The organism is Lysinibacillus sp. FSL K6-0232 (assembly GCF_038008325.1).
Classification (GTDB): Bacteria; Bacillota; Bacilli; order Bacillales_A; family Planococcaceae; genus Lysinibacillus.
Window position 1 is genome coordinate 2575426 of record NZ_JBBOYW010000001.1, and the last position, 22170, is coordinate 2597595.

The window sequence follows — 22170 nt, forward strand, 5'->3', positions numbered from 1 at the left end:
GTTAGCGTATGCAATGATTTTGCCAATCATATAATTTACTCGTATCATAACCTCGCAATAAGAAAAGCCAAAGCCGCAAGCGGTCTTTGGCTTTTTCACTTAACTGTGCTGTGTATTATTTATCGTCTTTTACTTCTTCAAAGTCAGCATCTACAACACCATCATCTTTTTTGCCAGCGTCTGCACCTGCTTCGCCGCCTTGTGCTGCTTGAGCCGCTGCTGCTGCCTGCTCATACACTTTCATCACAAGTGGTTGTAACACGCCTTCTAATTTTTCTTTAGCTGCTTTAATGCCCTCTAATTCACCAGCTTCAAGCGCTTTTTTCAATTCATCACGAGCATCTTCAACAGATTTTTTCTCATCTTCTGTAATTTGCTCACCAAGGTCAGCAATTGTTTTGTCCACTTGGAATACTAATTGGTCTGCTTCGTTACGAAGATCTGCTTCTTCTTTACGTTTAGCATCTGCTTCAGCATTAGCTTCAGCGTCTTTTACCATACGTTCGATTTCTTCCTCAGATAAGCCAGAATCAGATTGGATTACAATTGTTTGTTCTTTATTTGTACCAAGGTCTTTTGCTTTTACAGATACGATACCGTTTTTATCAATATCGAATGTTACCTCGATTTGTGGTACACCACGTGGCGCTGGTGGAATATCTGCTAATTGGAAGCGACCTAATGTTTTGTTGTCAGCTGCCATTGAGCGTTCACCTTGTAACACATGAATATCTACCGCTGGTTGGTTATCAGCTGCTGTAGAGAATACTTGTGATTTAGATGTAGGGATTGTTGTGTTACGGTCAATTAACTTTGTAAATACGCCACCCATTGTTTCAATACCAAGTGAAAGTGGTGTTACATCAAGTAAAACAACATCTTTTACATCTCCTGTTAAAACGCCACCTTGTACAGCAGCACCCATTGCCACAACCTCGTCAGGGTTTACACCACGGTGAGGCTCTTTACCAGTTTCTTTACGTACCGCTTCTTGTACTGCTGGAATACGTGTAGAACCACCAACTAAAATAACTTGGTCAATTTCTGATGTAGAAAGACCAGCATCTGATAATGCTTGACGTACTGGACCTACTGTACGATTCACTAATGGTAAAGTAATTTCGTCAAATTTCGCACGTGTTAAAGAAATTTCTAAGTGTAACGGACCCGCTTCACCAGCTGTAATAAACGGTAAAGAAATTTGTGTAGATGTTACGCCAGATAAATCTTTTTTCGCTTTTTCTGCCGCATCTTTTAAACGCTGCATTGCCATTTTATCTTTTGATAAGTCAATGCCATTTTCTTTTTTGAATTCAGCAACAAGATATTCGATTACTGCATCATCGAAATCATCCCCACCAAGTTTGTTGTCTCCAGCAGTTGCTAACACTTCAAAGACACCATCACCTAGCTCAAGGATAGATACGTCAAATGTACCACCACCAAGGTCAAATACTAATACTTTTTGGTCTGTATCTTGTTTGTCTAAGCCATAAGCAAGTGCAGCAGCAGTTGGCTCGTTAATAATACGCTCTACTTCAAGACCAGCAATCTTACCAGCGTCTTTTGTTGCTTGACGTTGTGCATCATTAAAGTAAGCAGGTACTGTAATAACTGCTTTTGTTACTTTTTCACCTAAGTAGTCTTCTGCATAGCCTTTTAAGTATTGAAGAATCATTGCAGATACTTCTTGTGGTGTATATTCTTTATCTTCAATTTTTACTTTTTCAGCTGTACCCATTTTTGATTTGATCGACATAATTGTGTTAGGATTTGTTACTGATTGACGTTTCGCTACTTCACCAACTTGACGTTCGCCATTTTTAAACGCCACAACAGATGGTGTTGTACGGTTACCTTCTGGGTTTGGAATTACTTTCGGTTCCCCACCTTCAAGTACAGAAACGCAAGAGTTTGTTGTTCCTAAGTCAATACCGATAATTTTGCTCATTTAAAATTTCCTCCTATTATTTCAACGCAAAGGATGCGTTTTCTCACTAGCTATAATTGATAAAATAGTACAATGACTATTCGTTCACAGATACCATTGTTGGGCGTAATACACGATCTTTCAGCATATACCCTTTTTGCAGCTCGCGTAAAACAACGCCTGCTTCTTTTTCACTATCTTGCTCTTGCATAACAGCTTGATGAACATTTGGATCAAATGGCTCACCTTCTGCTTTAATCACTTGCAAGCCTTCTTTTTCTGTTGCTTCTATTAAAGAGCGATAGACCATTTCAATTCCTTTAATAATAGATGCAGCTTCTTCTGAAGTTGTTTCTACTTGTAAAGCACGCTCAAAATTATCAAGAACTGGCAATAAATCAGCGAGTAAGCTTTGTGCTCGATATTTTTCAGCAGCCTCACGATCTATTTGTTGGCGGCGGCGCATATTATCAAAGTCAGCACGTAGGCGTAGATGACGGTTTTCCTCATCTGCCAATTTCGCTTCAAGCTCGGCAATCTTCGCCTCATACTGCTCTTCTATTGATAATTCTACTTCTTCTTGTACCTCTACTGTTTCTTCTGCAGTGTCAGCCTGTACATTTTCTTGCTTCTGTACATCCTCTTGTACTAGGTCTTTGTTTTCAGTTGTTTCTGTCACTTGAATCCTCCTCATTATTGCTCATTAAAATTCTTTGTAAGGGCCTGCGTTAAATCCAAGCGCATTACATCTAATAACGCTACAACACGCTTATAATCCATACGTGTTGGACCAATGATAGCAATAGCTCCCTGTTGATCATCGCCAATGGAGTAGGTAGTTGTAATCACACTACAGTTTTCCATTTCTAATTGTTTGTTTTCTGACCCTATCCGAATATGAATGCCTGATTCATTTGGATGGAAAAGTGACTGTACTTGGCTTGTCGTTTCCATCAAGTCTAAAATCATACGAACTTTATTCAGATCATGGAATTCTGGTTGGTTAAACATATTTGTTTTGCCACCATAGAAAATCTTACTTTCTGAATTATGCATCGTTGCCGTTACAAGCGCATGAATAAAATCATCCGCTGAGCGAACGTGCTGCTGTAAAACGGCTAGCACTTCGGCCTCAAGCGTTTTATGAATATCTTCTAACGATACACCAATTAAGCGTTCATTTAAAATATTTACCATTTTCTCTAAATCAGAAGCGGTAACACCCGGTGGTAAGGTAAACATGCGATTTTCAACATGTCCTTTGTTCGTCACAATAATTGCTACTGCGGTATCGCTAGAAAGCGGCACAATGGAAAATCGTTTAACACGATGTCTTTGAACATCAGGTCCTAAAAGGATGGACGTATATGATGTCAGCTCTGATAAAATATTCGCTGACTTTCGGATAATATGCTCTACTTCTACAAGACGATCATTAAAAATTGATTGAATTTGTTGAATGTCCCTTGAGTTAATACCTTGTGGGTGCAACAAATGATCTACATAAAATCTATAACCCTTTTCCGAAGGCACTCGACCAGAGGAAGTATGTGTTTTTTCTAAAAATCCCAGTTCCTCTAAATCCGCCATTTCATTTCGAATAGTAGCTGGACTAAATGTAATCCCTTGTTTTTTGGAGATTTGGCGAGAACCTACCGGCTGCGCAGACATAATAAAATCGTCTACAATTACTTGCAATATTTGTAACTGCCGATTTGTTAGCATGATTATCACCTCTGTTAGCACTCAACTAAGAGGAGTGCTAATACTATTATTAAGTTATCAAATCCCACTTTTTATGTCAATGAAATCGCTCAATCTTCTTATAAAAATTGTTGAAATACTTCATTGCCTACAAAACGTCCTTTTCTTGTAAGACGAATTCCTTTATGGTCGTGTTCTAAAAGACCGTTTGCTACTAAGTTTTCAATAACAGCAGAATAATGTGCCATCATTGGTGCTTGAAATTTTTCTTCATATATTTTGTGCAAAACGCCCTCTGTTTTACGCAATCCTAAAAACATCTGCTCTTCTCGCTTCTCAGCTTGTGTGACAGTATGCTGATGCACAATTGGTAGCTCTCCTGCTAAAACAGCATCCATATATTTTTTTAATGGGCCGTGATTGGAATAGCGTACACCCGCTAAATAGCCATGAGCACCAGCGCCCAAGCCTATATATTCGTCATTATCCCAGTAAATTTTATTATGAATGGAATCAAAGCCAGGCTTTGCAAAATTACTGATTTCATATTGTTGACGTCCATGCAATGCCATCTGTTGCATTAACACATCATACATATCCGCCTCTAAATCTTCTGTCGGTAAATGTAGCTTCCCCTTTGTATACTGATTATAAAAAATCGTTTTTGGCTCTACAATAAGGGAGTAAGCTGAAAAATGCGGCAAATCAAGCGCCAATGCTTTGTTCAATGATTCCTGCCATTGCGCCATCGTTTGCCCCGGCAGACCATACATTAAATCAATGCTAATATTGTGGAAGCCAATCTTTTTAGCCAAAGCGATTGTTTCATAGACATGCTCATTGCTATGAGTACGTCCAATCTTCTTTAATAGCCCTTGGTCAAAGGATTGTACACCCATGCTTAAGCGATTAACGCCACCATCCAGCAATACTTGTAGCTTCTCAGCTGATAATTCATCAGGATTTGCCTCTGATGTAAATTCTGTCACACTATCCATTGGAATATACATTTGAATCAGTGTAAGCAGCTTGTCCAATTGCTGCGGAGCTAAAGCGGTTGGTGTGCCTCCACCCAGAAAAATTGTTTCAATATGACGAAAATGTGCAGGGTATTTTTCTGTCACAAGTGCCATTTCTTTTCCCAATGCTTCTATATATTCATCGACAGGCTGATTTTTAAAATAAAATTTATTGAAATCACAATAATTACAGATTTGATGACAGAAAGGAATGTGAATATAAACACCTCGTGCCACAGCAATCCCTTCTTTCTTGTTAAGTCTTTTCCATTTCTACATTATAACCAATCCATGCAAGGAACGCTATGAATCCCATCTAGTCAGCTTTACACATCTATATCTCCTTTTTCATCCAAGCAAAAAAGTATGCTAAAATCCATCATTCTAGCATACTTTACCTTATAATATGAAAGATTTTACTAGTCATCTTTCTTTATTGTCAGAGCTGGACCAAGCTTATTACCCTCCATATCGACAGGAAAAAGCTTATAATTTTTCTCTGTTAAATAAAGTGCATCCACGCGACTGCCCCATTTAGTACCTTCATGATTTAATGAATAAGGCTGTTTAAAATGCCATGTTTTCCCTCCCTTTGATTGAATTTTAAACGGAATCGCATCATTAACCAGACGTTGCTCTGTATAAAAATAAATTGTTGTCGAAATCGGTGTTGACACAATCCTGTCAATCTTTACTTCCTGCTGATCGACATGCTTGACTTTTTTTTCTACAGTAAAAACATGACGATCCTCTTGTAATTGCTCTTGTGAAGCCTCTACTTGAAATTCCCATGGCTCTTCGATGGGTGTTTCTACGTTCCAATCTTTATAACGAATGTCCAATTGTAAGCTATCACCTTTTGGTAAATTGTCCATCTTTATACTATTATAGATGGTATACGCTTTAGTAGATTGTGCAATGGACTGACCTCCACTGCGCACCATATAATCTTTACCATTAATAAGTATTTGCGGAAAGAAAAATAACTGATGACCTGGCGCAAACGTCTTTCCAGGTTCGAAGGTTGCATTTAGTAAAATTTGATTGTCATCAATGATTACTTCATGTAATGTTAAACATCCTAAGCTATTTTTAGAGGTTTTCTCTACTTCAGTTTTGTAGGCTTCAAATGCTACTTCCTTATCCCACCACAAATACAGCACAGCACCACTAGCAACTATCAATAACAGGAATGCAGCCATAACCCATTTTTTGCGTCCTCGATTTTCCTTATCCAGATCGATAACTCGAAGCATATCATCAGCCAACATGTACACCTCTTTTTAAAAATAGTTATGATTTATTGTAGTTAATAATGAGGCATTATATAACCTATATTGAATGACAGGCTGGGAGAATTTCGCTATGTATAAAAGGAATCCTAAAATTCCTTTATTGTTGGTGACGAGCTTTACTCGCTTCCTGCATTAAATAATCCACAAATACATCATCTCTTACTAGCCATGCTTGAAAGTTTCTTTTTAAAAAACATTCCGCTTCATAAAAGCTTGTAAAGGTATGCGTTAAAGGTATTTTATCTTTTTCAATTACCCAGTCAATCTCGTTCTTTGAATACAGCATAAATAATTCATCGTGCTGATTTTTATAAAAAGTACCAAATGTAGAGCCCTTTAAGTTATAGCGATTTCGTTTGGCATCCTCAGGTATTGGCTCAATATGGAATGTCGCTAACACAAACTGCTTATAAGCCTCCTCTGTTAAAGAACAACCAGCCGCTTTTTGATGCCCTCCTCCCTCAAATGCTGCCGCAATAGATGAAACATCTATATGCTCATGAATTGTACGCAAGGACATTTTTTTATTGCCCATATTAATCATGGCTATATAGTCAAGATGTACATTGTCATTGCCCAATTCATTGCCCAGCTCAGAAAGATAGGACTCTGCATAGACAACACCTACATAGAAATCTCCTATATTCGTTTGTATAAGCTCTCGTTTTTTTCGTCGAATATAACGCTCTATTTTGTCTTCTTCCATACTTAAAATTTTCTTTTCGAATTCATCAAAATCAAAATGCTCACTTGTTTTTAAGCGCTCCAGCATTTTCTCCTCAAATTCATCAATGGATACTAAGAAAAAGAGGGCATTGAGCCGCTGTGCTTGAAAATTTTCATTCTTTTCCCATTCCCATGTATCGTACTGTCTTATTAACTCTACAAATTCTGTTATAGCAGCCGTTCTTTCCAATAAGCCCTGTGCCACAAGATAGTGATAAAATAAAGATGTGGCTGATGTTAATAAACCTTGCTCATCTTCAATTAATACCCTTCCCCATTCATAATGATTGAAATGAAGGGCTGTTTTATGATGGTCCAGCAATTGTACATTACCAGTCGCTTGATAATAATCATTTAACAGTTGCTCATTCGTTTCATTTGGCGAAAGGTCTGTAATAAACAAAAAAGTATTTTGGTGATCATTTTCCAAAAAGAATTCAATCTCTCGATCTAATGAAGCAATGGAATTGTAGCGTATTTTTACTTTATCCTGAAAGGCAAGCTTTGCTAAAATGCCACACCCTACACCATCTAAATCGTTATGTGATAATAATTTATACATGTCTTCACCTCAAAAAGTAGTATGGTTGTTTTTCCGAAATTCAAACAAAAAGACGTTCTATCAATTACGCCCCAGCGTAATTGTACCTGTCGCTAATGCTTTCGGTACATAAAGCATCTGCCGCTTTCGATCCAAAAAGAATTTGCTGAAATGACCACGCTTCGATCTATCATGAAAAGATTTATCATTGAATAGAAATAACCATGACTACAAGAAGAAAGGAAACTGTCAATGAAACGAAAAATAATTTATACCGGAATTGGCATTTTATTTATCTTTGCTTTAGCATTTTCAGCATATAAATTGATGAATGCCCGAAACTATCAACTATTTGGTAATATTACCTCTCATATTGAAACCCATGAAAAAGTCGTTGCCTTAACGTTCGATGATGGACCTACTCAAAATACAGATGCTATTTTAACGCTTTTAGATACCTACAATGTGAAAGCAACCTTTTTCTTAATAGGTAAGGACATTGAAGAAAATCCTGAAGAGGCGAAAAAAATTGCTGAGGCAGGACATCAAATTGGCAATCATACGTATTCACACAAACGTATGGTATTCAAAAGTCAAAGCTTTATCAAAAGCGAAATCGAAAAAACAGATGCGTTAATTGCCAGTATTGGCTATACAGAAACACCTGCTGTTAGACCACCACATGGTAAAAAACTAATAGGCTTTCCCTATTATTTAAACAAGCACCATCGTAAAACCATTACATGGAATTTGGAGCCTGATACTTACTATACATCGACTGAGGATAAGATCACGTATATCAAAGAAAATATTCAACCTGGCTCAATTATACTTATGCACCCGATGTATGATACAACAGGCAAGGAATTGCAAACAATTGAAAAGGTTTTACAAACCCTTATCGATGATGGCTATACATTTGTAACGATTGAAGAACTACAAAAATTTAAAAATTAATTACTTTTACCTGTGAGGAAAAAATCTGCAACTTCATCGTTGCAGATTTTTTTATAACGTTAGTAGTTATAAAGCATTACATTATCAATAGTTTAAAATATAATTTCCCTCTTCTATTCACCTTCCTAACAAGGGCATAACCTTACTCTACTCTGAATTTAAAATTTTCGGAAATATTAATAAATATTTTTCTACTAAAATATAAGCCCCATCTATGCTATTATAACTCTAGTATAATGTCCTATTCTTATCGGATTAAAAACAAAGGAAAAACGAACTATAAAAGGATGATGATGATGAAAAATATCCAACAATTATTCCAGAGCGAAGATGGAAATATCCAACAACGAGAGCATTTTTTATTGCTATTAGAGAAAATTATGTCTTCCTTAGATGCTTTAAAAAACCCAAATACAACAACTCTTGGCCCAATAAAGGAGCGTTCTGCTAATTTTTATCAGGAGCTTATGCAGGAGCATGATGTGCCAGCAGCAGGCATTGGGCTTGAGCAAGTTGTAGAACAATTAACACAATTAATGCAAGGCCACCCTTACCATACACGTAACTTTGTAACAAATGTGTTACCAATGGCAAGCATTCCTGGTGTATTAGGTCAATTTACCACTGCACTACTAAATGGGAATAATTTATGGGATGTTTATGGACCTGCTGCTGCGGAATGTGAAGTCAAGGTCATAGCAATGATGTCCAAATTAGTTGGCTATGACTATACAAAAAGCTTTGGCTATACAACTTGGGGCGGACAGGGTGCTGTATTTAGCGGGCTACGTCTTGCTATCGCAAAGCAATTCCCACAGGCAAAGGAAAATGGCATACCAAATAATTTATATTGCTTTGCTTCAGAAAATGCACATTACAGCTTATTAAAATCGGTAGAAGCGGTAGGTATCGGCAGCAAGCATTTAGTGCGTGTGAAAGCAGGCAAAGATCACTCAATGGATGTGGAAGATTTACGTATGCGTATGACTGAAGTAGTTGAAAATGGCGGTATCCCGATTTATGTTGTCGCAACAACGGGCGCAACGGACCAATTTGGTATTGATGATGTACAAGCTATTAAAGAGGTAACAACAAGTCTTGAGAAAAAATACAACCTGCAACCAGTACATATTCATGCAGATTCAGCTTTAGGCGGTTTTTATGCGTTCTTTAATGACTATGATTTCAATAATAACCCACTACAGCTTGAGGAGCATGTTTTACAAGGGCTATTACAAATACAGAGCCGCATGCAGCATCTAGCCATTGCGGACAGCCTATGCTTTGACTTCCAAAAACTTGGACAAACACCTTATTTAACGAGCTTATTTTTATTAAAAGAAGGTAAGCATTTAGAGCTATTAGATATCGAAGACTTTGATACACCTTATGTTGGTAACCGAGGCTATGGTTCTTATCATACAGGCTATACATTGGAATGCTCTCGTATGGGCAGTTCTATCGCTATTTTTGCTGCATTACAAGCATTTGGTAAAGAAGGCTATCAACAATTACTCGCTAATTATGTACGAGTGAATCTAGCATTCCGCGCACAATTAGCAGAGAAAATACCAATGCTACAAGTTGTCAATGCACCAAATATCGGACCTGTTACAGCCTTTCGTTTATACCCTGAAGGCTTGAACTGGCAAGCCGAGCAAGCTGGTCATTATACACAAGATCAAATCGAACATATTAATGCTATGAATGCCTCTTTCTTTGAAATTATTGGCGAAGGCCGAGAGGAAGTATTTTTCGGTGACACAACACGCGTCTGCACAGTGAAGGCAAGTGATACAGCACAATCTGTTCCTGTTGCTGCAGCAAAATTCTTCTCAATTTCTCCTTATACTGAAACAGTGCATATTCCGAATATGATTGATTTCTTACAGGAAAAGCTTAACGTTTTGGAGGCAGCTCACCATGCGTATCATTAATAAATTTAAAAGTTCATTACTCTATAAATATATAGCTAGCTTTACCATACCAATAGCGATTATTTCAGTGTTATTTAGCATCGTGTTGTTTGTTGTTTCCTACCGTATTATTGATAATTTTGTACTAACACAATTTGAAGCTTCCCTTGAAACAACATCAAATGCTATTTTTGAAAACATTGAAAAAAATGATGTTGTTGCAGCGGATAATAGCAATCCTGATAAATATAAAAAGTTATTAGAGCAATTAAATGCAGCCGTTAAAAAATATGATATTGAAAATGCCTATGTTCTTTCAAGGGCAAATGGTAAGGAGCATATTGTTGCTTTAAGTAATACTGACAACCATCATCAGGACTATGTATTTGATGAAAAAATGCATGTAGCTCTGGATAATGGCTCTCCGCAAGTAAGTGATATTTATACAGATGAATATGGCACTCATAAATCGATCTTTATTCCATTTAACAATACAGATATTATTTTTGGCTTGGATATGGATGCATCTTTTATCTCTAAGCTCCAAACAGAAACACTGTGGATTTGTATTGTGATGACGATTATCTTTATTATTTTTGGGGTTATTGTCGCTTACTTTATTAGTATCGGCATTACAAAGCCGATTAAAAAAATGACCCATTATGTGGAGAAGGTAGCACAGGGAGATTTAGTGGTAGAGCCGCTTCAAATTCATGGCAACAATGAAATTGCACAGCTAGCAACAGGCATTGAAGAGATGACTCAGGACTTACGTGCTCTTATTGAACAAATAGCCCAAAATGCTGAACAAGTAGCTGCCATGTCTGAAGAATTAACAGCAAGCTCTGAGCAAACAAGTGCATCCATTCAGCAAATTACCTCCTCCATGCAAGAGGTGGCAGCAGGATCAGAAAAGCAAACAGCTGCTATCGAAGATGTGGAAAGTCATATTACAGAGATTTCTAGCAAAATGACAGAGGTTGTGACAAGCGTTAATGATGTGACAGATAAAGCATTCCAAACATCTGCTATTTCAGAGAAGGGCAATGCAACCATTCAAGAAGCAACAGAAAAAATGTCCATCACCTCTCAAGCGATTCAGGAATCAAGCTCGGTTGTAGAACGCTTAAGCATTTATACAAATGAAATTGGTGATATTGTCACACTAATTACCCAAATTACAGATCAAACAAATTTACTTGCTTTAAATGCTTCCATTGAGGCAGCCCGTGCAGGCGAACATGGGAAAGGCTTTGCCGTTGTTGCCGAAGAAGTTCGGAAGCTAGCCGATCAATCGTTAGCAGCCACAAATAGTATTCGCACGCGCATTGAAACGATTAAAGATGAATCCGCACAAGCTGTTAAATCAATGGCTATTAGCAGTGACAACCTTGCTGAAAGCTCAGCAACCTTCCATGCATCAGGCGAAGCATTTAGTAATATTTATGCTCAAATTACAGCACTTACAGAGGAAATGGATCATGTCAATACGATTATGACCACTATGAATAAAGGTATTGGTGGCATCGCTACTTCCGTAGAGCAGGTTGGCATTGTCGCAGCACAAGCTTCTGGCAATATTCAAAATGTAGCAGCTGCCTCCGAGGAACAATCTGCAAGCATTGAAGAAATCACCGCCTCCTCTAACAATTTAGCGGAGATGGCACAGCAGCTTCGCCATATTATCCACAAATTTAAGTTATAAATGCAAATCCGCTATGCTACAAGAAAGCATAGCAGATTTCATTTTTCTATCCGTCAGTTTTGCTGTTTTATCCGTCACCTTGAGCTGGCTATCCGTCACTTTTGTTATGCTATCCACTACATTAAGAAAAAATGGCTTTATATAAGACTTTTCACCACTTTTGACATAACAGCCCCATCAGCTTGACCTGCTAGCAACGGTTTAGCAATTTTCATAGCCTCGCCCATATTCATGCCCTTACTAACACCAGCAGCAGCTAATTTCTCAGCAATTTCCTCTTCCGATAATTGCTTTGGTAAGAAGGACTTTAAGAGCGTTAATTTCGCTTCTTCTTTTTCAATTAAATCTGCCCGTCCAGCCGTTTGAGCACCCTCTAAAGCCTGATTGGTTTGCTTTACTTCACGGTTAATAACCGCCATTTCTTCCTCAGCAGTGAGTGCCTCGCCTTTGTCCTTTTCAGCCGCATCTAACGCCGATTTTAATAGCGATAATACGCCCTTCGCTAAAGCATCCTTCTCCTTCATAGCTGTTTTTAATTGTTCAAATACCTTTGTTTTTAACAATGCTTTCACTCCTTTTTGTCATCGATTATACCATATAAGCATCGGATAATTTTACTTGATACAATAGCATCCCTTTTAGCTCGCCCTGATAAGAAAAAACACCCTGCTGAATCAGTTGTTGAATACGATATTCAATCCATTCCGCTTCCCTATACTGCTCCATATGCCCTAGCACTTCTCCAACAATCCTAGCTGTGTGTTGATAATCATGCCTCTCCTGCTCATGATGCAGGCGCTTAGCACAGGCAATAATCAAGGCATCATCTTTTGCTTCATCATTGCTATGCCAAAGCTCATGATACTCCCATGTATGAATACAATGAAAATCATCTACTAGCATATGTAAACCTTCCTGACACAAAGTCTGTCGTAATGCTGTTTTGACAGGACGTTCTTGATAATGCTCATAAAAATATAATAAATCCTCTGCTCTAACCTCTCCTGATGACCTTGGATAATGCTCCTCTACTAGCTGTGGATATGTATACATTTCATGGAATAATTGAAAGGTATCAAATACGTAAATATCATTGATGTTATCTTCTAATATCGCCAATATAAGCCGAAGCCCTATTTGTTCATGGGCATTTTGACAAGTCCAAATAATAATATCGAGATGTGGTGGGCTATTTTTAATGTGCTCTATCGCTTCCATTGTTTGACGCTGCACGAGTTCTAAGTCATCAGTGTTCATACTATAGCGCTCTTGAAGCCATTGAAAACGAGCCTCAATCCCTGCAGCTGTATGTATAGCCTTTAAGGGACCGATAGAAAAATTACCCGGTATTACAATCACTTCATCTGTCTTATTATAGCTTGTGTTGCGAAATGCTGCTTTTAAACTGCCTCCTGGTGAATCACCAAAAACAATATGGACTGTTTGCTTAGCTGAAACAGAGGGTTCTTCTGTTTGCTGTAATAAAAACTGCTGTATGCTATCTCTGGATTGCTTATTTATAAGAGTTGGAAAAAGCATGGACTTTGCTTCATCTTCACTTAATTGTTTAATCGCCTTTTTTAATTGCTTTATCTCTGCCATTCACTATCCTCCTTAATCGCTTGTAAGAAATACTTTCCCTTTATTAGCATCAGAGGTTTCAACCGCTTGGATAGCCTTATGAATAGCTAGCAATGGATAGTGAGCGTTAACCTTCATCATTGTTAATAAACCGCTCTGTACGAGGCTAATAAGCTGTTGCATCGTTTGCTGCCACTTATCAACAGGCGTCTGGCGCTGCCAATGTCGTAAATGAAATAAATTAGCCTGTACATGTGCTTTATTCACAATACTTGTCCAATCCACCTGCACGCCTGATAAAAGACCAATCGCTAAAAAATGTCCACTAGACTTTACACAGAAAGCTAGCTCTGTGCCCGCCTCCCCTCCAATGGAATCAATCGCTGCATCTGCCCCTCTACCATTTGTAAGTGTCATCACTGTTTCCTTTAACGGCATTTGTGACGTATCAATCACATAGCTAGCACCAAGCTGCTGCAATGTTTTAGTATGTTGACCATTGCGCACCACTGCAATAAGCTGAAAACCGAGCAGCTTTGCCAATTGTGCAAAAATATGACCGATAGCAGAGCCACATGCATTTACAAGTAAAGTATGATTTGGCTGCAATTTCAAAACCTCTGTACATGTGACAAAAGCTGTTATGGGGTTAATATACATTTGTGCCGCTGTAAAATCATCCATGTTATCAGGAATAGCTACAGCGAATTCAACCTGTGTTTTCACCATTTCCTGCCATGTTCCCTCTCCACGCAATGGCAATACACGCTGACCAATAAGCTGTGGTGACACAAGTGGTCCCACTTGTTCAACAATGCCAACTCCCTCATAGCCAGGAATGGTTGGTAAAGGAATGCGATGTGCATATTTTCCTCGTATCGGTATTAAATCAGAAGGATTAATCGGTCTTACTAACATACGCACAACAATTTCTTGTTGCTGTGGAGGTGTAATCGTTTTATTTTCAAGACGCAGCACCTCTGTTGGGTTGCCAAATTCATAGATTTTCAAACATTTTGCTTTCAATAATTTTAGCTCCCTTCATAAAGTCCTTTCGCATTCCAGCCCGTTGTTTGGTGCAATGCTATATATTCCTCTTTTGTAGAATTAAAGGTACTGCTTGTATACATCGTGTATCCCCTGCAATTACATTCGTCAACTTTGTAGAAACTCTGCCAAGCTAATTTGCCTTTTTTCATAGTCCGCACCAATCGCTTTAAGCTCTTGTTCTATTTGCTGGGCAGTCGCTTCTATTCCCTTATAAATTAAGAAAGGAACATTCTCTAATGATTTTTTTGCTTGTACATAGTCACAAGATAATCGTTTCTTTAGTAATAATAATGTTCTCACTTTATCGTTCCCTGTGCCTGTTATATACAGCGCAAAATAATGGAGGGGAAAATCCTCAGCTATTTCTTCCTCAAAGTTAGGTGGAATAAGCACACTTTCAAGAAACATTACTAAATTGTCATAGGCTAATGAAAAATCCCAGCTACCCATTCCATGCTGGGCAGTAAAAATCGCCGTATCCCCTCTTGCTAAATCTAAACAATAAGGATCACCCTCATCCGAAGCAATAACCAAATAATGTTGCGGCCAATCTTCGATAACCTCATTTGTCACCGAGTTAAACTGATAGCCATCCTGCCCTCGCAGCAAGTCATCTGCACTATAAATCCAAAGATTGATATAGTCACCCGTACTCCATGTCACCCCTTCCACAGCGTAATGCTGTAAAAAGTATATATACTCATCAGGTAATTGCCATTGACGATGAATAAAATGACGACTATCATTTTCCATAGTGTGCTGAAAAACCATCGGAGATTGAGAATTTTGCATTTCCACCATAAACATTCGCATATTTTCGATCACAAGGTCTAGTTCTTTTTTTAGCTGTTTCAATGAATCAACCCCCTTCAGTATAAATTACTTATTCTTTCTATTATAAACCGATAAAGGAGAATAGAAATATGGAAAATATCATCATCCGACGCCCTCTGCCAACGGATAAAGAAGTATTACATCAGTTCTTTTTTCTTGTGATTCAGGATACGTTTGCCAAAGAGGGCCTGGCAGCATTAGCTGGAGACCAACATAATGAATGGGAAATGAAAAAGCATTATTTAGCAATGGATTTCGCAAGCCAAGGTCAACAGCGATTTTTTTGGGTAGCTGTGGAGCCAAAAACAGGAGAAATAATTGGCACAATTGAATATGGCGAGGCAAATGCACTTATCCAGCAAACAATACAAGAGGATTTAACAAACTGTCCAGAAATCGGAACCGTTTATGTTCATCCAAGCTATCAGCAGCGCGGTATTGGCACGATGCTATTTCGACATATGCTTACTACACTCGAAACACAGCAAATACCGAGCTTTTGCTTGGATAGCGGCTATCGACAAGCTCAAATAGTTTGGCAGAAAAAACTGGGCAAGCCAGATTTTTGTCTGAAGCATTTTTGGGGAACAAATATTCCTCATATGATTTGGAAACGTTCAATACCATTTTGAGAAAGTGAATCTTCAATCAGTGTAGTTTTCGCATATCCTCCACTGTTTGAACGTTTCACCCACCTTTGTTTTTACAGGCTAAATGTACAAGTACATCATTACAATGTCAATCCTCCACTTTAGGAATAGAATATTGTCAAAAGGTTATTACAATGAATATTTTAATAAAGTTGACGTATTTAACCTTTAAGCCTTACCATTATTTTATAAATGACACAGAGGATAATAAAAGGAACACTGCCAATAAAAGATTATTATAGGCAAGTATCTTTCTTACTTGTATTTCTATATTTTTTATCACCTATCACTAGCCGAATTTTGGCAAATTAATTCCATCAGTCCGCTATATTGGAGCGGACGATTTCTCCTATTTCAGCCCTGCTATTTATCTAAATAGTCACTATAATATGTTCTACTTTTTTATTAATGTAGGAATGCTCTATATTACTTTAGCCATTAGTAAAAAACGTTTCTAAAAATCATTTGAAGTGTTGATTGAGATCTATTTTTTATGTTTGGAGGGAAGTAAAATGTTTAAATTCATGGATGATTTAGCAGGTGCGGTTTTCGATGTTTTTATGTTATTTTGTTATTTCTTGACAGGTGTTATCATCGTAGGAGTTCCCCTTTTTCTATTAGCTAAATTGTTCTTATTATTTTATTAAAACTGGAGATAACAGTCAAAAGGAACCACAATCTAGCCGTGATTCCTTTTGTTTTATTGAATATTCATAATGAGGAGCCGATAAACACTTATCTAGTAAAAGATTATTAACTAATCAGCTTGAATAAGATATATTTTTAAATAATATTATCTTATTAGTCTAAAATCTTGTTCATGGATACCCGAAATCTAAAGAATCACTCAGCAGAAAATTCCATCCTTCTAGTCAAAAGATAGTGCACGAAATTTAATGCTTCATGTGTACATATCCTAAAAGTGATGCGTCTTTCATTATAGATAAAATTTTTAGTTAAGATGGGTTCTTCTGTTTATCCTCTATATGCTCGTGCTACATAATAAGCTATCGATCCACTTCCAGAGTTGCAACGAATGCTTAATTTGATACCATTTTTCTCAGCTTCCCAAAACTGTTTATTCTGTTTTGTAGTCATTTCGGCAACGGTACTCGCACTTTCATCTATAGCACAATAACAATTATTATCCGTATAGATACCCGTTAAAGGACATTCTACACCGAAAGAAAGCTTCGTGTCTGTACCTCCATACTGCATGGTAAATCCGTATTGTGTGCCTACTAAAGCGTTCTCTCTCTTTTCTGTGGCAATCAATCCTGATACTGGATATGTACCCACTTCAGGAATCACAACAGCTTCAGGAATTGGCGTTGTCATTAACATTGGTTTACCATGAACATTATGATCTGATACAAAAGTAAGTGGTTTGTCCAGTTCATTAATTAACAACACAATCGCATTTGCTGGCTTTGCCATAAAATAAATAATTGGGATGATAATAGCCACAATTACTAGAGCAGCAATGGCTACAACTGCACCAACTGAAGCAACTGTAACACCAGCAAAAGCTGCGACTGCTTCAGCTGCTCCAACTGCCAATTTTGCAATAACAGTAGAGGTTGATAATAGGCCAATCCCTAATGCACCCGAAACAAGAATTTGTGCAGTAACAAGACCAGCATCATCATCTTCCATTCCTTGCAATCGATTTAAACCATCAATCAGTACATGGAGTTGTTTTTTAATATCATCACCAGTAGCATTTATAAGAATTTTATACATATCTTGTTTCAGTGGAATGGGTGCAGTCTGATCGCTTGCCTCTAGCTCGGATATATCCTTGCCTAGCGCTTCCGCCAAAATTTGTTTTCTTTCCTCTATAAATTCAGCCTGAAATCTATTAATTTCTTCTTGTGAAGTTGCTTTCTCTAGTTTTGTTGCATAATCAGGGAATAAAGAACGAAATCCTTCTTTTAATTTAAAATCAATATCAAGTGTAGTATGCATATATTACTAGCCTCCCATTAATTATAATCTGTATTAGCTATAGCTAATAGTTCCCCTCGAGTTATTTATATCCTATCACTTCCAAAATAACCATACAACGGTTAATTCACGCCAATATTTTGCGTTTCCCCCGCCATTTTTTGGCGGATTAAAGGTCCATTCTCATACTATACGCCAATTCACATATAATTGTTTTTTCATGAAATAATACTTGTCACAAAATTGTCAAATTTGTTATGTGTGAAATAAAAAGTAACCAGCTCGGCTATATAAAAAAATTACCTAAAGAATATTTAGACGATACTCTTGTTCGATTGGCTCACCATTCATCGGCACTTGAAGGAAATACGATTACATTAGCCGAAACATTATTTTGCACAACCAAGTGTCAAGCAATCGTAGTATCGATTTACGTGAAGTATATGAAATCAAAAATCATGAACAAGCCTTTCAATACTTAATACAAGAACTTGAACAAGATGCACCGCTCCATTTGCAAACAATCAAGGAAATTCACACTTTATTAATGGATCGCCTGCAATATTTAAATCGATAGACAATGCCATACTAGGGACTGATTTCATGACAGCCAATGTGCAAGAAACACCGCTTCCTATGCAGCAATGGGTCGATAATTTGAACTTCCGTTTAGATGTAGCTGCTACTGAAGACGAAAAAATCGTTAGCATTGTGGAAGCACATATTGCATTTGAACGTATTCATCCTTTTGCAGATGGCAATGGACGCACAGGGCGTGTGGTCCTTAATTATTCTTTATTACAACATGGCTTTGCTCCACTTATTATTAACAGCAAAGAGAAAGCGACTTACTTACGCTATCTTGCTGAACAAGATGCAATAGGCTTTAGCAAGTTTATTGAATCCGCATTGACAGAAGAACAGCAACGCTTACAACGCTTCGTGAATAAAGAACAACACCAAATATCTCTTGCCCCATTGGATTGAGATATTAATTAATTTGCAAATTAATTAAAAATGAGCAAGATTGCCGTCTTGCTCTTCTTTTTCCAGAAAGGAGAATCATATAGGAAAACGCTTAAAAAAAGAGAAGTAGTAGAGGTTCAATAAGACTAAGAGGGCGCAAATGATACTGCTCCTTTGCGCTCCCAGCCCGAAAAGGAGAGAACCGAAAAAGAATAGAGCGTGTTGGTGGGAATACTCAAGCAGAAGCAGAAATTGCACTCACAACCGCATTTGCTGAATATGATGATACTGGACGTTTTTTTGAATCTTCAAAGTCATCACTCGAAGATTATATGTGGTATTGGTTTGAAGAATATTGCCTAATCAACTTGAAATACAATACACAGGAGAACTATCGTAGAGTTATAAAAAACACATTGCTCCCCCAATCGATCATTATGCTCTGCATGATCTTACACCAACAATATTGCAAAAATGGATTAATGGCAAACATCGTGAGGGATTTTCTAGGAAATCATTATCCATCTTTTATAGTGTCCTTAATAATACTTTGAAACACGCTGTACATCCGTGGGACTTTTAAAGGACAACCCTATGCAATATGTGTCAATGCCAAAACATCCACGTAGAAAGACGTCAAAAGAAGATTTAAAGATTATTAAACGAGAGGATTTAATAAGTATTATGGAATACTTAAAGCCAGACATGCCGCTATATATGCCATTCCATATCGGGCTACACATAGGCTTGCGTGTTAGCGAAGTATGCGGTTCGCGTTGGAGAGATATTAATTTTGATTAAAATACATTAACTGTTGAACGCGCAATGGTCAATATCAACAGAAAATGGGTGCTCGATACAACAAAAACGGCATCGAGCGAAAGAACGATACCGTTAGAACCTACTATTGTCAAACTATTAAAAGAGCATCATCTTTGGATTAAGAAAAACAAATTGTTCTATGGTGAATATTATCCCAAAACAGATCATGTATGCGTCAAGGAAAATGGCGAACCGCTAACACCTAGTAGCACAAAATATAATACAAGAAAATTAACAGAAACACTCAAAATTCCATTTAACTTCCATTCATTGCAACATACGCACGCTACAATGCTAATGGAAAACAACGCAAAAACAAAAGACATCCAGACTTGTCTTGGTCATAGCCGGTCAGCTATTACTATCGACACCTATTCACATCTTACGGAAAAGATGCAAAAGGAATCCGTCGATATTTTTGAACGAGCACTGGATGATATTAAATAAAAACTTGCCGATCAGTTGCCGCTGGTCGGCAAGTTTTTTTCGCAAGCAAAATTGTTTCGCAAGCAATTCGCAAGCAAAACGGGTATTGGTGCTTTTATCCAACACCACCAACCCTTGATACGCCTACTATTTGCTATCGTCCATCTTCAATACCGCCATGAATGCCTCCTGAGGAACTTCAACGGAGCCTACTTGCTTCATACGTTTTTTACCTTCTTTTTGTTTATCAAGAAGTTTACGCTTACGTGAAATATCGCCTCCATAACATTTCGCTAAAACGTTTTTACGGATAGCCTTAATTGTAGAGCGGGCGACAATTTTTTGACCAATCGCTGCTTGGATTGGTACTTCAAATTGTTGACGTGGGATTAATTCTTTTAGCTTTTCTACAATTACCTTACCACGCTCGTAAGCAAAGTCACGGTGTACAATAAAGCTTAGTGCATCGACTTGCTCACCATTTAATAAAATATCCATTTTCACTAATTTCGATGGCTGGTAACCAATAAGTTCATAGTCGAATGATGCATAGCCCTTTGTATTGGATTTTAAATAGTCAAAGAAATCATAGACAATTTCTGATAATGGCATTTCATAAATAATACTTACACGCGATGTATCAATATAATCCATTGTCATAAAATTACCACGCTTCATTTGACAAAGTTCCATAACCGCTCCCACATAATCATTTGGCACCATAATAGTCGCTTTTACATATGGCTCCTCCACACGATCAATTTTTTGTGGATCTGGCATAAAGGATGGATTATCTACTTTGATGGCAGTGCCATCCGTCATATGGACATCATAGATTACGGAAGGCGCTGTTGTAATTAAATCAATATTAAATTCACGCTCAATACGCTCTTGGATAATCTCCATATGCAATAGACCTAAAAAGCCACAGCGGAAGCCAAATCCAAGGGCTTGTGATGTTTCTGGTTCATATTGTAAAGCAGAGTCATTTAACTCTAGCTTTTCTAATGCCTCACGCAAATCATTATATTTTGCTGTATCAATTGGATATAAGCCACAGTATACCATTGGGTTTAAGCGACGATACCCTGCTAATGGCTCGGCTGCTGGGCGATTCGCAAAGGTTACAGTGTCCCCTACACGTGTATCACTTACATTTTTAATCGACGCAGTTAAATAACCAACATCTCCTACTGTTAATTCAGCTTGCGGCACAGCCTTTGGTGTATGTACCCCAACTTCAATAACCTCAAATTCCGCGCCAGTTGCCATCATACGAATTTTATCGCCAGGCTTTACTGTACCGTTGATAATACGGATTGAAATAATCACGCCTTTATAGGCATCATAGACAGAATCAAAAATTAAAGCTTGTAGCGGTGCATCAGGATCACCTGTTGGCGCTGGAACCTTCTCCACAATTTGCTCTAAAATATCCTCAATCCCAATACCTGCTTTTGCAGAAGCTAGCACTGCTTCAGAGGCATCTAAGCCAATAACATCCTCTACTTCCTGACGTACTCGCTCAGGATCAGCCGCTGGTAAATCAATTTTATTAATAACAGGTAAAATTTCTAGGTCATTATCAAGCGCTAAATAAACATTTGCTAATGTTTGTGCTTCAATCCCTTGTGCAGCGTCTACCACTAAAATAGCGCCCTCACAAGCAGCTAAACTACGTGATACTTCATATGTGAAATCGACATGTCCTGGTGTGTCGATTAAATGGAATGTATACACTTCGCCATCTTTTGCTTCATACTTTAATTGAACTGCATTTAATTTAATCGTAATGCCTCGCTCACGCTCTAAATCCATCGAGTCAAGGAGCTGTGCTTTCATTTCACGGGACGTTAATGACTTTGTTTGCTCTAAAATACGGTCAGCAAGCGTTGATTTCCCGTGGTCGATATGTGCAATAATAGAGAAATTTCGGATATTCTCTTGTCGTTTTAAACGTGCTTCTCGGTTCATCTTTTCCACTCCTAATTAAACTATACTGAATTATACTATGAACGTTATGTAAAGTACAACAGCAACTCCATGACAAAGCCTCTACTATCAATGCTTGACGTATACTAGAACATTTTTAGGTTTTGCG

Annotated in this window: 20 protein-coding genes and 1 pseudogene; 9 read left to right on the forward strand and 12 right to left on the reverse strand. The window is 37.7% G+C overall.

Features of this window, described 5'->3' with window-relative positions; genetic code table 11:
* Positions 1 to 115: 115 nt before the first annotated feature.
* From dnaK to MHB42_RS12605, 6 genes are all read right to left on the reverse strand, one after another.
* Positions 116 to 1951, reverse strand: a complete 1836-nt coding sequence (gene dnaK / locus MHB42_RS12580; RefSeq protein WP_340806560.1) for a molecular chaperone DnaK — start codon at positions 1949 to 1951, stop codon at positions 116 to 118.
* Positions 1952 to 2027: 76 nt separating this feature from the next.
* Complete coding sequence (gene grpE / locus MHB42_RS12585) at positions 2028 to 2609, reverse strand: nucleotide exchange factor GrpE (protein WP_340806561.1); 582 nt, start codon at positions 2607 to 2609, stop codon at positions 2028 to 2030.
* A 14-nt stretch (positions 2610 to 2623) separates the two neighbouring features.
* Positions 2624 to 3655: a heat-inducible transcriptional repressor HrcA gene (gene hrcA, locus MHB42_RS12590; RefSeq protein ID WP_340806562.1), complete on the reverse strand. Its 1032-nt coding sequence runs from the start codon at positions 3653 to 3655 to the stop codon at positions 2624 to 2626.
* 98 nt (positions 3656 to 3753) lie between these two features.
* Positions 3754 to 4890, reverse strand: a complete 1137-nt coding sequence (gene hemW, locus MHB42_RS12595; protein ID WP_340806563.1) for a radical SAM family heme chaperone HemW — start codon at positions 4888 to 4890, stop codon at positions 3754 to 3756.
* 182 nt (positions 4891 to 5072) lie between these two features.
* A complete protein-coding gene (locus MHB42_RS12600; RefSeq protein ID WP_340806564.1) occupies positions 5073 to 5924 on the reverse strand; it encodes a DUF4179 domain-containing protein in 852 nt (283 codons plus the stop codon).
* Positions 5925 to 6045: 121 nt separating this feature from the next.
* Positions 6046 to 7236 carry a DHH family phosphoesterase gene (locus MHB42_RS12605; protein WP_340806566.1) on the reverse strand — a complete coding sequence of 397 codons (1191 nt, stop codon included), beginning with the start codon at positions 7234 to 7236 and terminating at the stop codon, positions 6046 to 6048.
* 231 nt (positions 7237 to 7467) lie between these two features.
* On the opposite strand from MHB42_RS12605, the gene MHB42_RS12610 reads away from it, so the two are divergent.
* From MHB42_RS12610 to MHB42_RS12620, 3 genes are all read left to right on the forward strand, one after another.
* Positions 7468 to 8172: a polysaccharide deacetylase family protein gene (locus tag MHB42_RS12610; protein ID WP_340806567.1), complete on the forward strand. Its 705-nt coding sequence runs from the start codon at positions 7468 to 7470 to the stop codon at positions 8170 to 8172.
* 296 nt (positions 8173 to 8468) lie between these two features.
* On the forward strand, positions 8469 to 10109 hold the full coding sequence (locus MHB42_RS12615; protein WP_340808594.1) for a pyridoxal phosphate-dependent decarboxylase family protein: 1641 nt from the start codon (positions 8469 to 8471) through the stop codon (positions 10107 to 10109).
* Positions 10096 to 11793: a methyl-accepting chemotaxis protein gene (locus MHB42_RS12620; RefSeq protein ID WP_340806569.1), complete on the forward strand. Its 1698-nt coding sequence runs from the start codon at positions 10096 to 10098 to the stop codon at positions 11791 to 11793. The genes MHB42_RS12615 and MHB42_RS12620 overlap by 14 nt, the downstream gene beginning before the upstream one ends.
* Positions 11794 to 11930: 137 nt before the next feature.
* On the opposite strand, the gene MHB42_RS12625 is transcribed toward MHB42_RS12620, so the two are convergent.
* From MHB42_RS12625 to MHB42_RS12640, 4 genes are all read right to left on the reverse strand, one after another.
* The gene (locus tag MHB42_RS12625; RefSeq protein ID WP_340808595.1) at positions 11931 to 12356 is read right to left on the reverse strand and encodes a GatB/YqeY domain-containing protein; all 426 of its coding nucleotides are present in this window, start codon (positions 12354 to 12356) and stop codon (positions 11931 to 11933) included.
* Between the two features lie 25 nt (positions 12357 to 12381).
* Complete coding sequence (locus tag MHB42_RS12630; protein ID WP_340806570.1) at positions 12382 to 13395, reverse strand: DUF1835 domain-containing protein; 1014 nt, start codon at positions 13393 to 13395, stop codon at positions 12382 to 12384.
* Between the two features lie 12 nt (positions 13396 to 13407).
* On the reverse strand, positions 13408 to 14400 hold the full coding sequence (locus MHB42_RS12635; protein ID WP_340806572.1) for a zinc-dependent alcohol dehydrogenase family protein: 993 nt from the start codon (positions 14398 to 14400) through the stop codon (positions 13408 to 13410).
* 129 nt (positions 14401 to 14529) lie between these two features.
* Complete coding sequence (locus MHB42_RS12640) at positions 14530 to 15279, reverse strand: SMI1/KNR4 family protein (RefSeq protein WP_340806574.1); 750 nt, start codon at positions 15277 to 15279, stop codon at positions 14530 to 14532.
* 68 nt (positions 15280 to 15347) lie between these two features.
* Between MHB42_RS12640 and MHB42_RS12645 the strand changes: the two genes are divergently transcribed.
* Positions 15348 to 15890, forward strand: coding sequence for a GNAT family N-acetyltransferase (locus MHB42_RS12645; protein ID WP_340806575.1), 543 nt, complete (start codon positions 15348 to 15350; stop codon positions 15888 to 15890).
* Between the two features lie 993 nt (positions 15891 to 16883).
* Here MHB42_RS12645 and MHB42_RS12650 read toward each other — a convergent pair.
* A complete protein-coding gene (locus tag MHB42_RS12650; RefSeq protein ID WP_340806576.1) occupies positions 16884 to 17876 on the reverse strand; it encodes a hypothetical protein in 993 nt (330 codons plus the stop codon).
* A 373-nt stretch (positions 17877 to 18249) separates the two neighbouring features.
* On the opposite strand from MHB42_RS12650, the gene MHB42_RS12655 reads away from it, so the two are divergent.
* The 5 genes and pseudogenes from MHB42_RS12655 (at position 18250) to MHB42_RS12670 (ending at position 20090) form a co-directional block, all read left to right on the forward strand.
* Positions 18250 to 18432: a hypothetical protein gene (locus MHB42_RS12655; protein ID WP_340806577.1), complete on the forward strand. Its 183-nt coding sequence runs from the start codon at positions 18250 to 18252 to the stop codon at positions 18430 to 18432.
* A 26-nt stretch (positions 18433 to 18458) separates the two neighbouring features.
* Positions 18459 to 18842, forward strand: a complete 384-nt coding sequence (locus MHB42_RS12660; RefSeq protein ID WP_340806578.1) for a Fic family protein — start codon at positions 18459 to 18461, stop codon at positions 18840 to 18842.
* Positions 18843 to 19153: 311 nt separating this feature from the next.
* Positions 19154 to 19404, forward strand: a pseudogene (locus MHB42_RS20690) (N-terminal phage integrase SAM-like domain-containing protein).
* Between the two features lie 26 nt (positions 19405 to 19430).
* Positions 19431 to 19622, forward strand: a complete 192-nt coding sequence (locus MHB42_RS12665) for a hypothetical protein (RefSeq protein ID WP_340806579.1) — start codon at positions 19431 to 19433, stop codon at positions 19620 to 19622.
* 24 nt (positions 19623 to 19646) lie between these two features.
* A complete protein-coding gene (locus MHB42_RS12670; protein ID WP_340806580.1) occupies positions 19647 to 20090 on the forward strand; it encodes a tyrosine-type recombinase/integrase in 444 nt (147 codons plus the stop codon).
* Between the two features lie 126 nt (positions 20091 to 20216).
* On the opposite strand, the gene lepA is transcribed toward MHB42_RS12670, so the two are convergent.
* The gene (gene lepA / locus MHB42_RS12675) at positions 20217 to 22043 is read right to left on the reverse strand and encodes a translation elongation factor 4 (RefSeq protein WP_340806581.1); all 1827 of its coding nucleotides are present in this window, start codon (positions 22041 to 22043) and stop codon (positions 20217 to 20219) included.
* Positions 22044 to 22170: the final 127 nt, after the last annotated feature.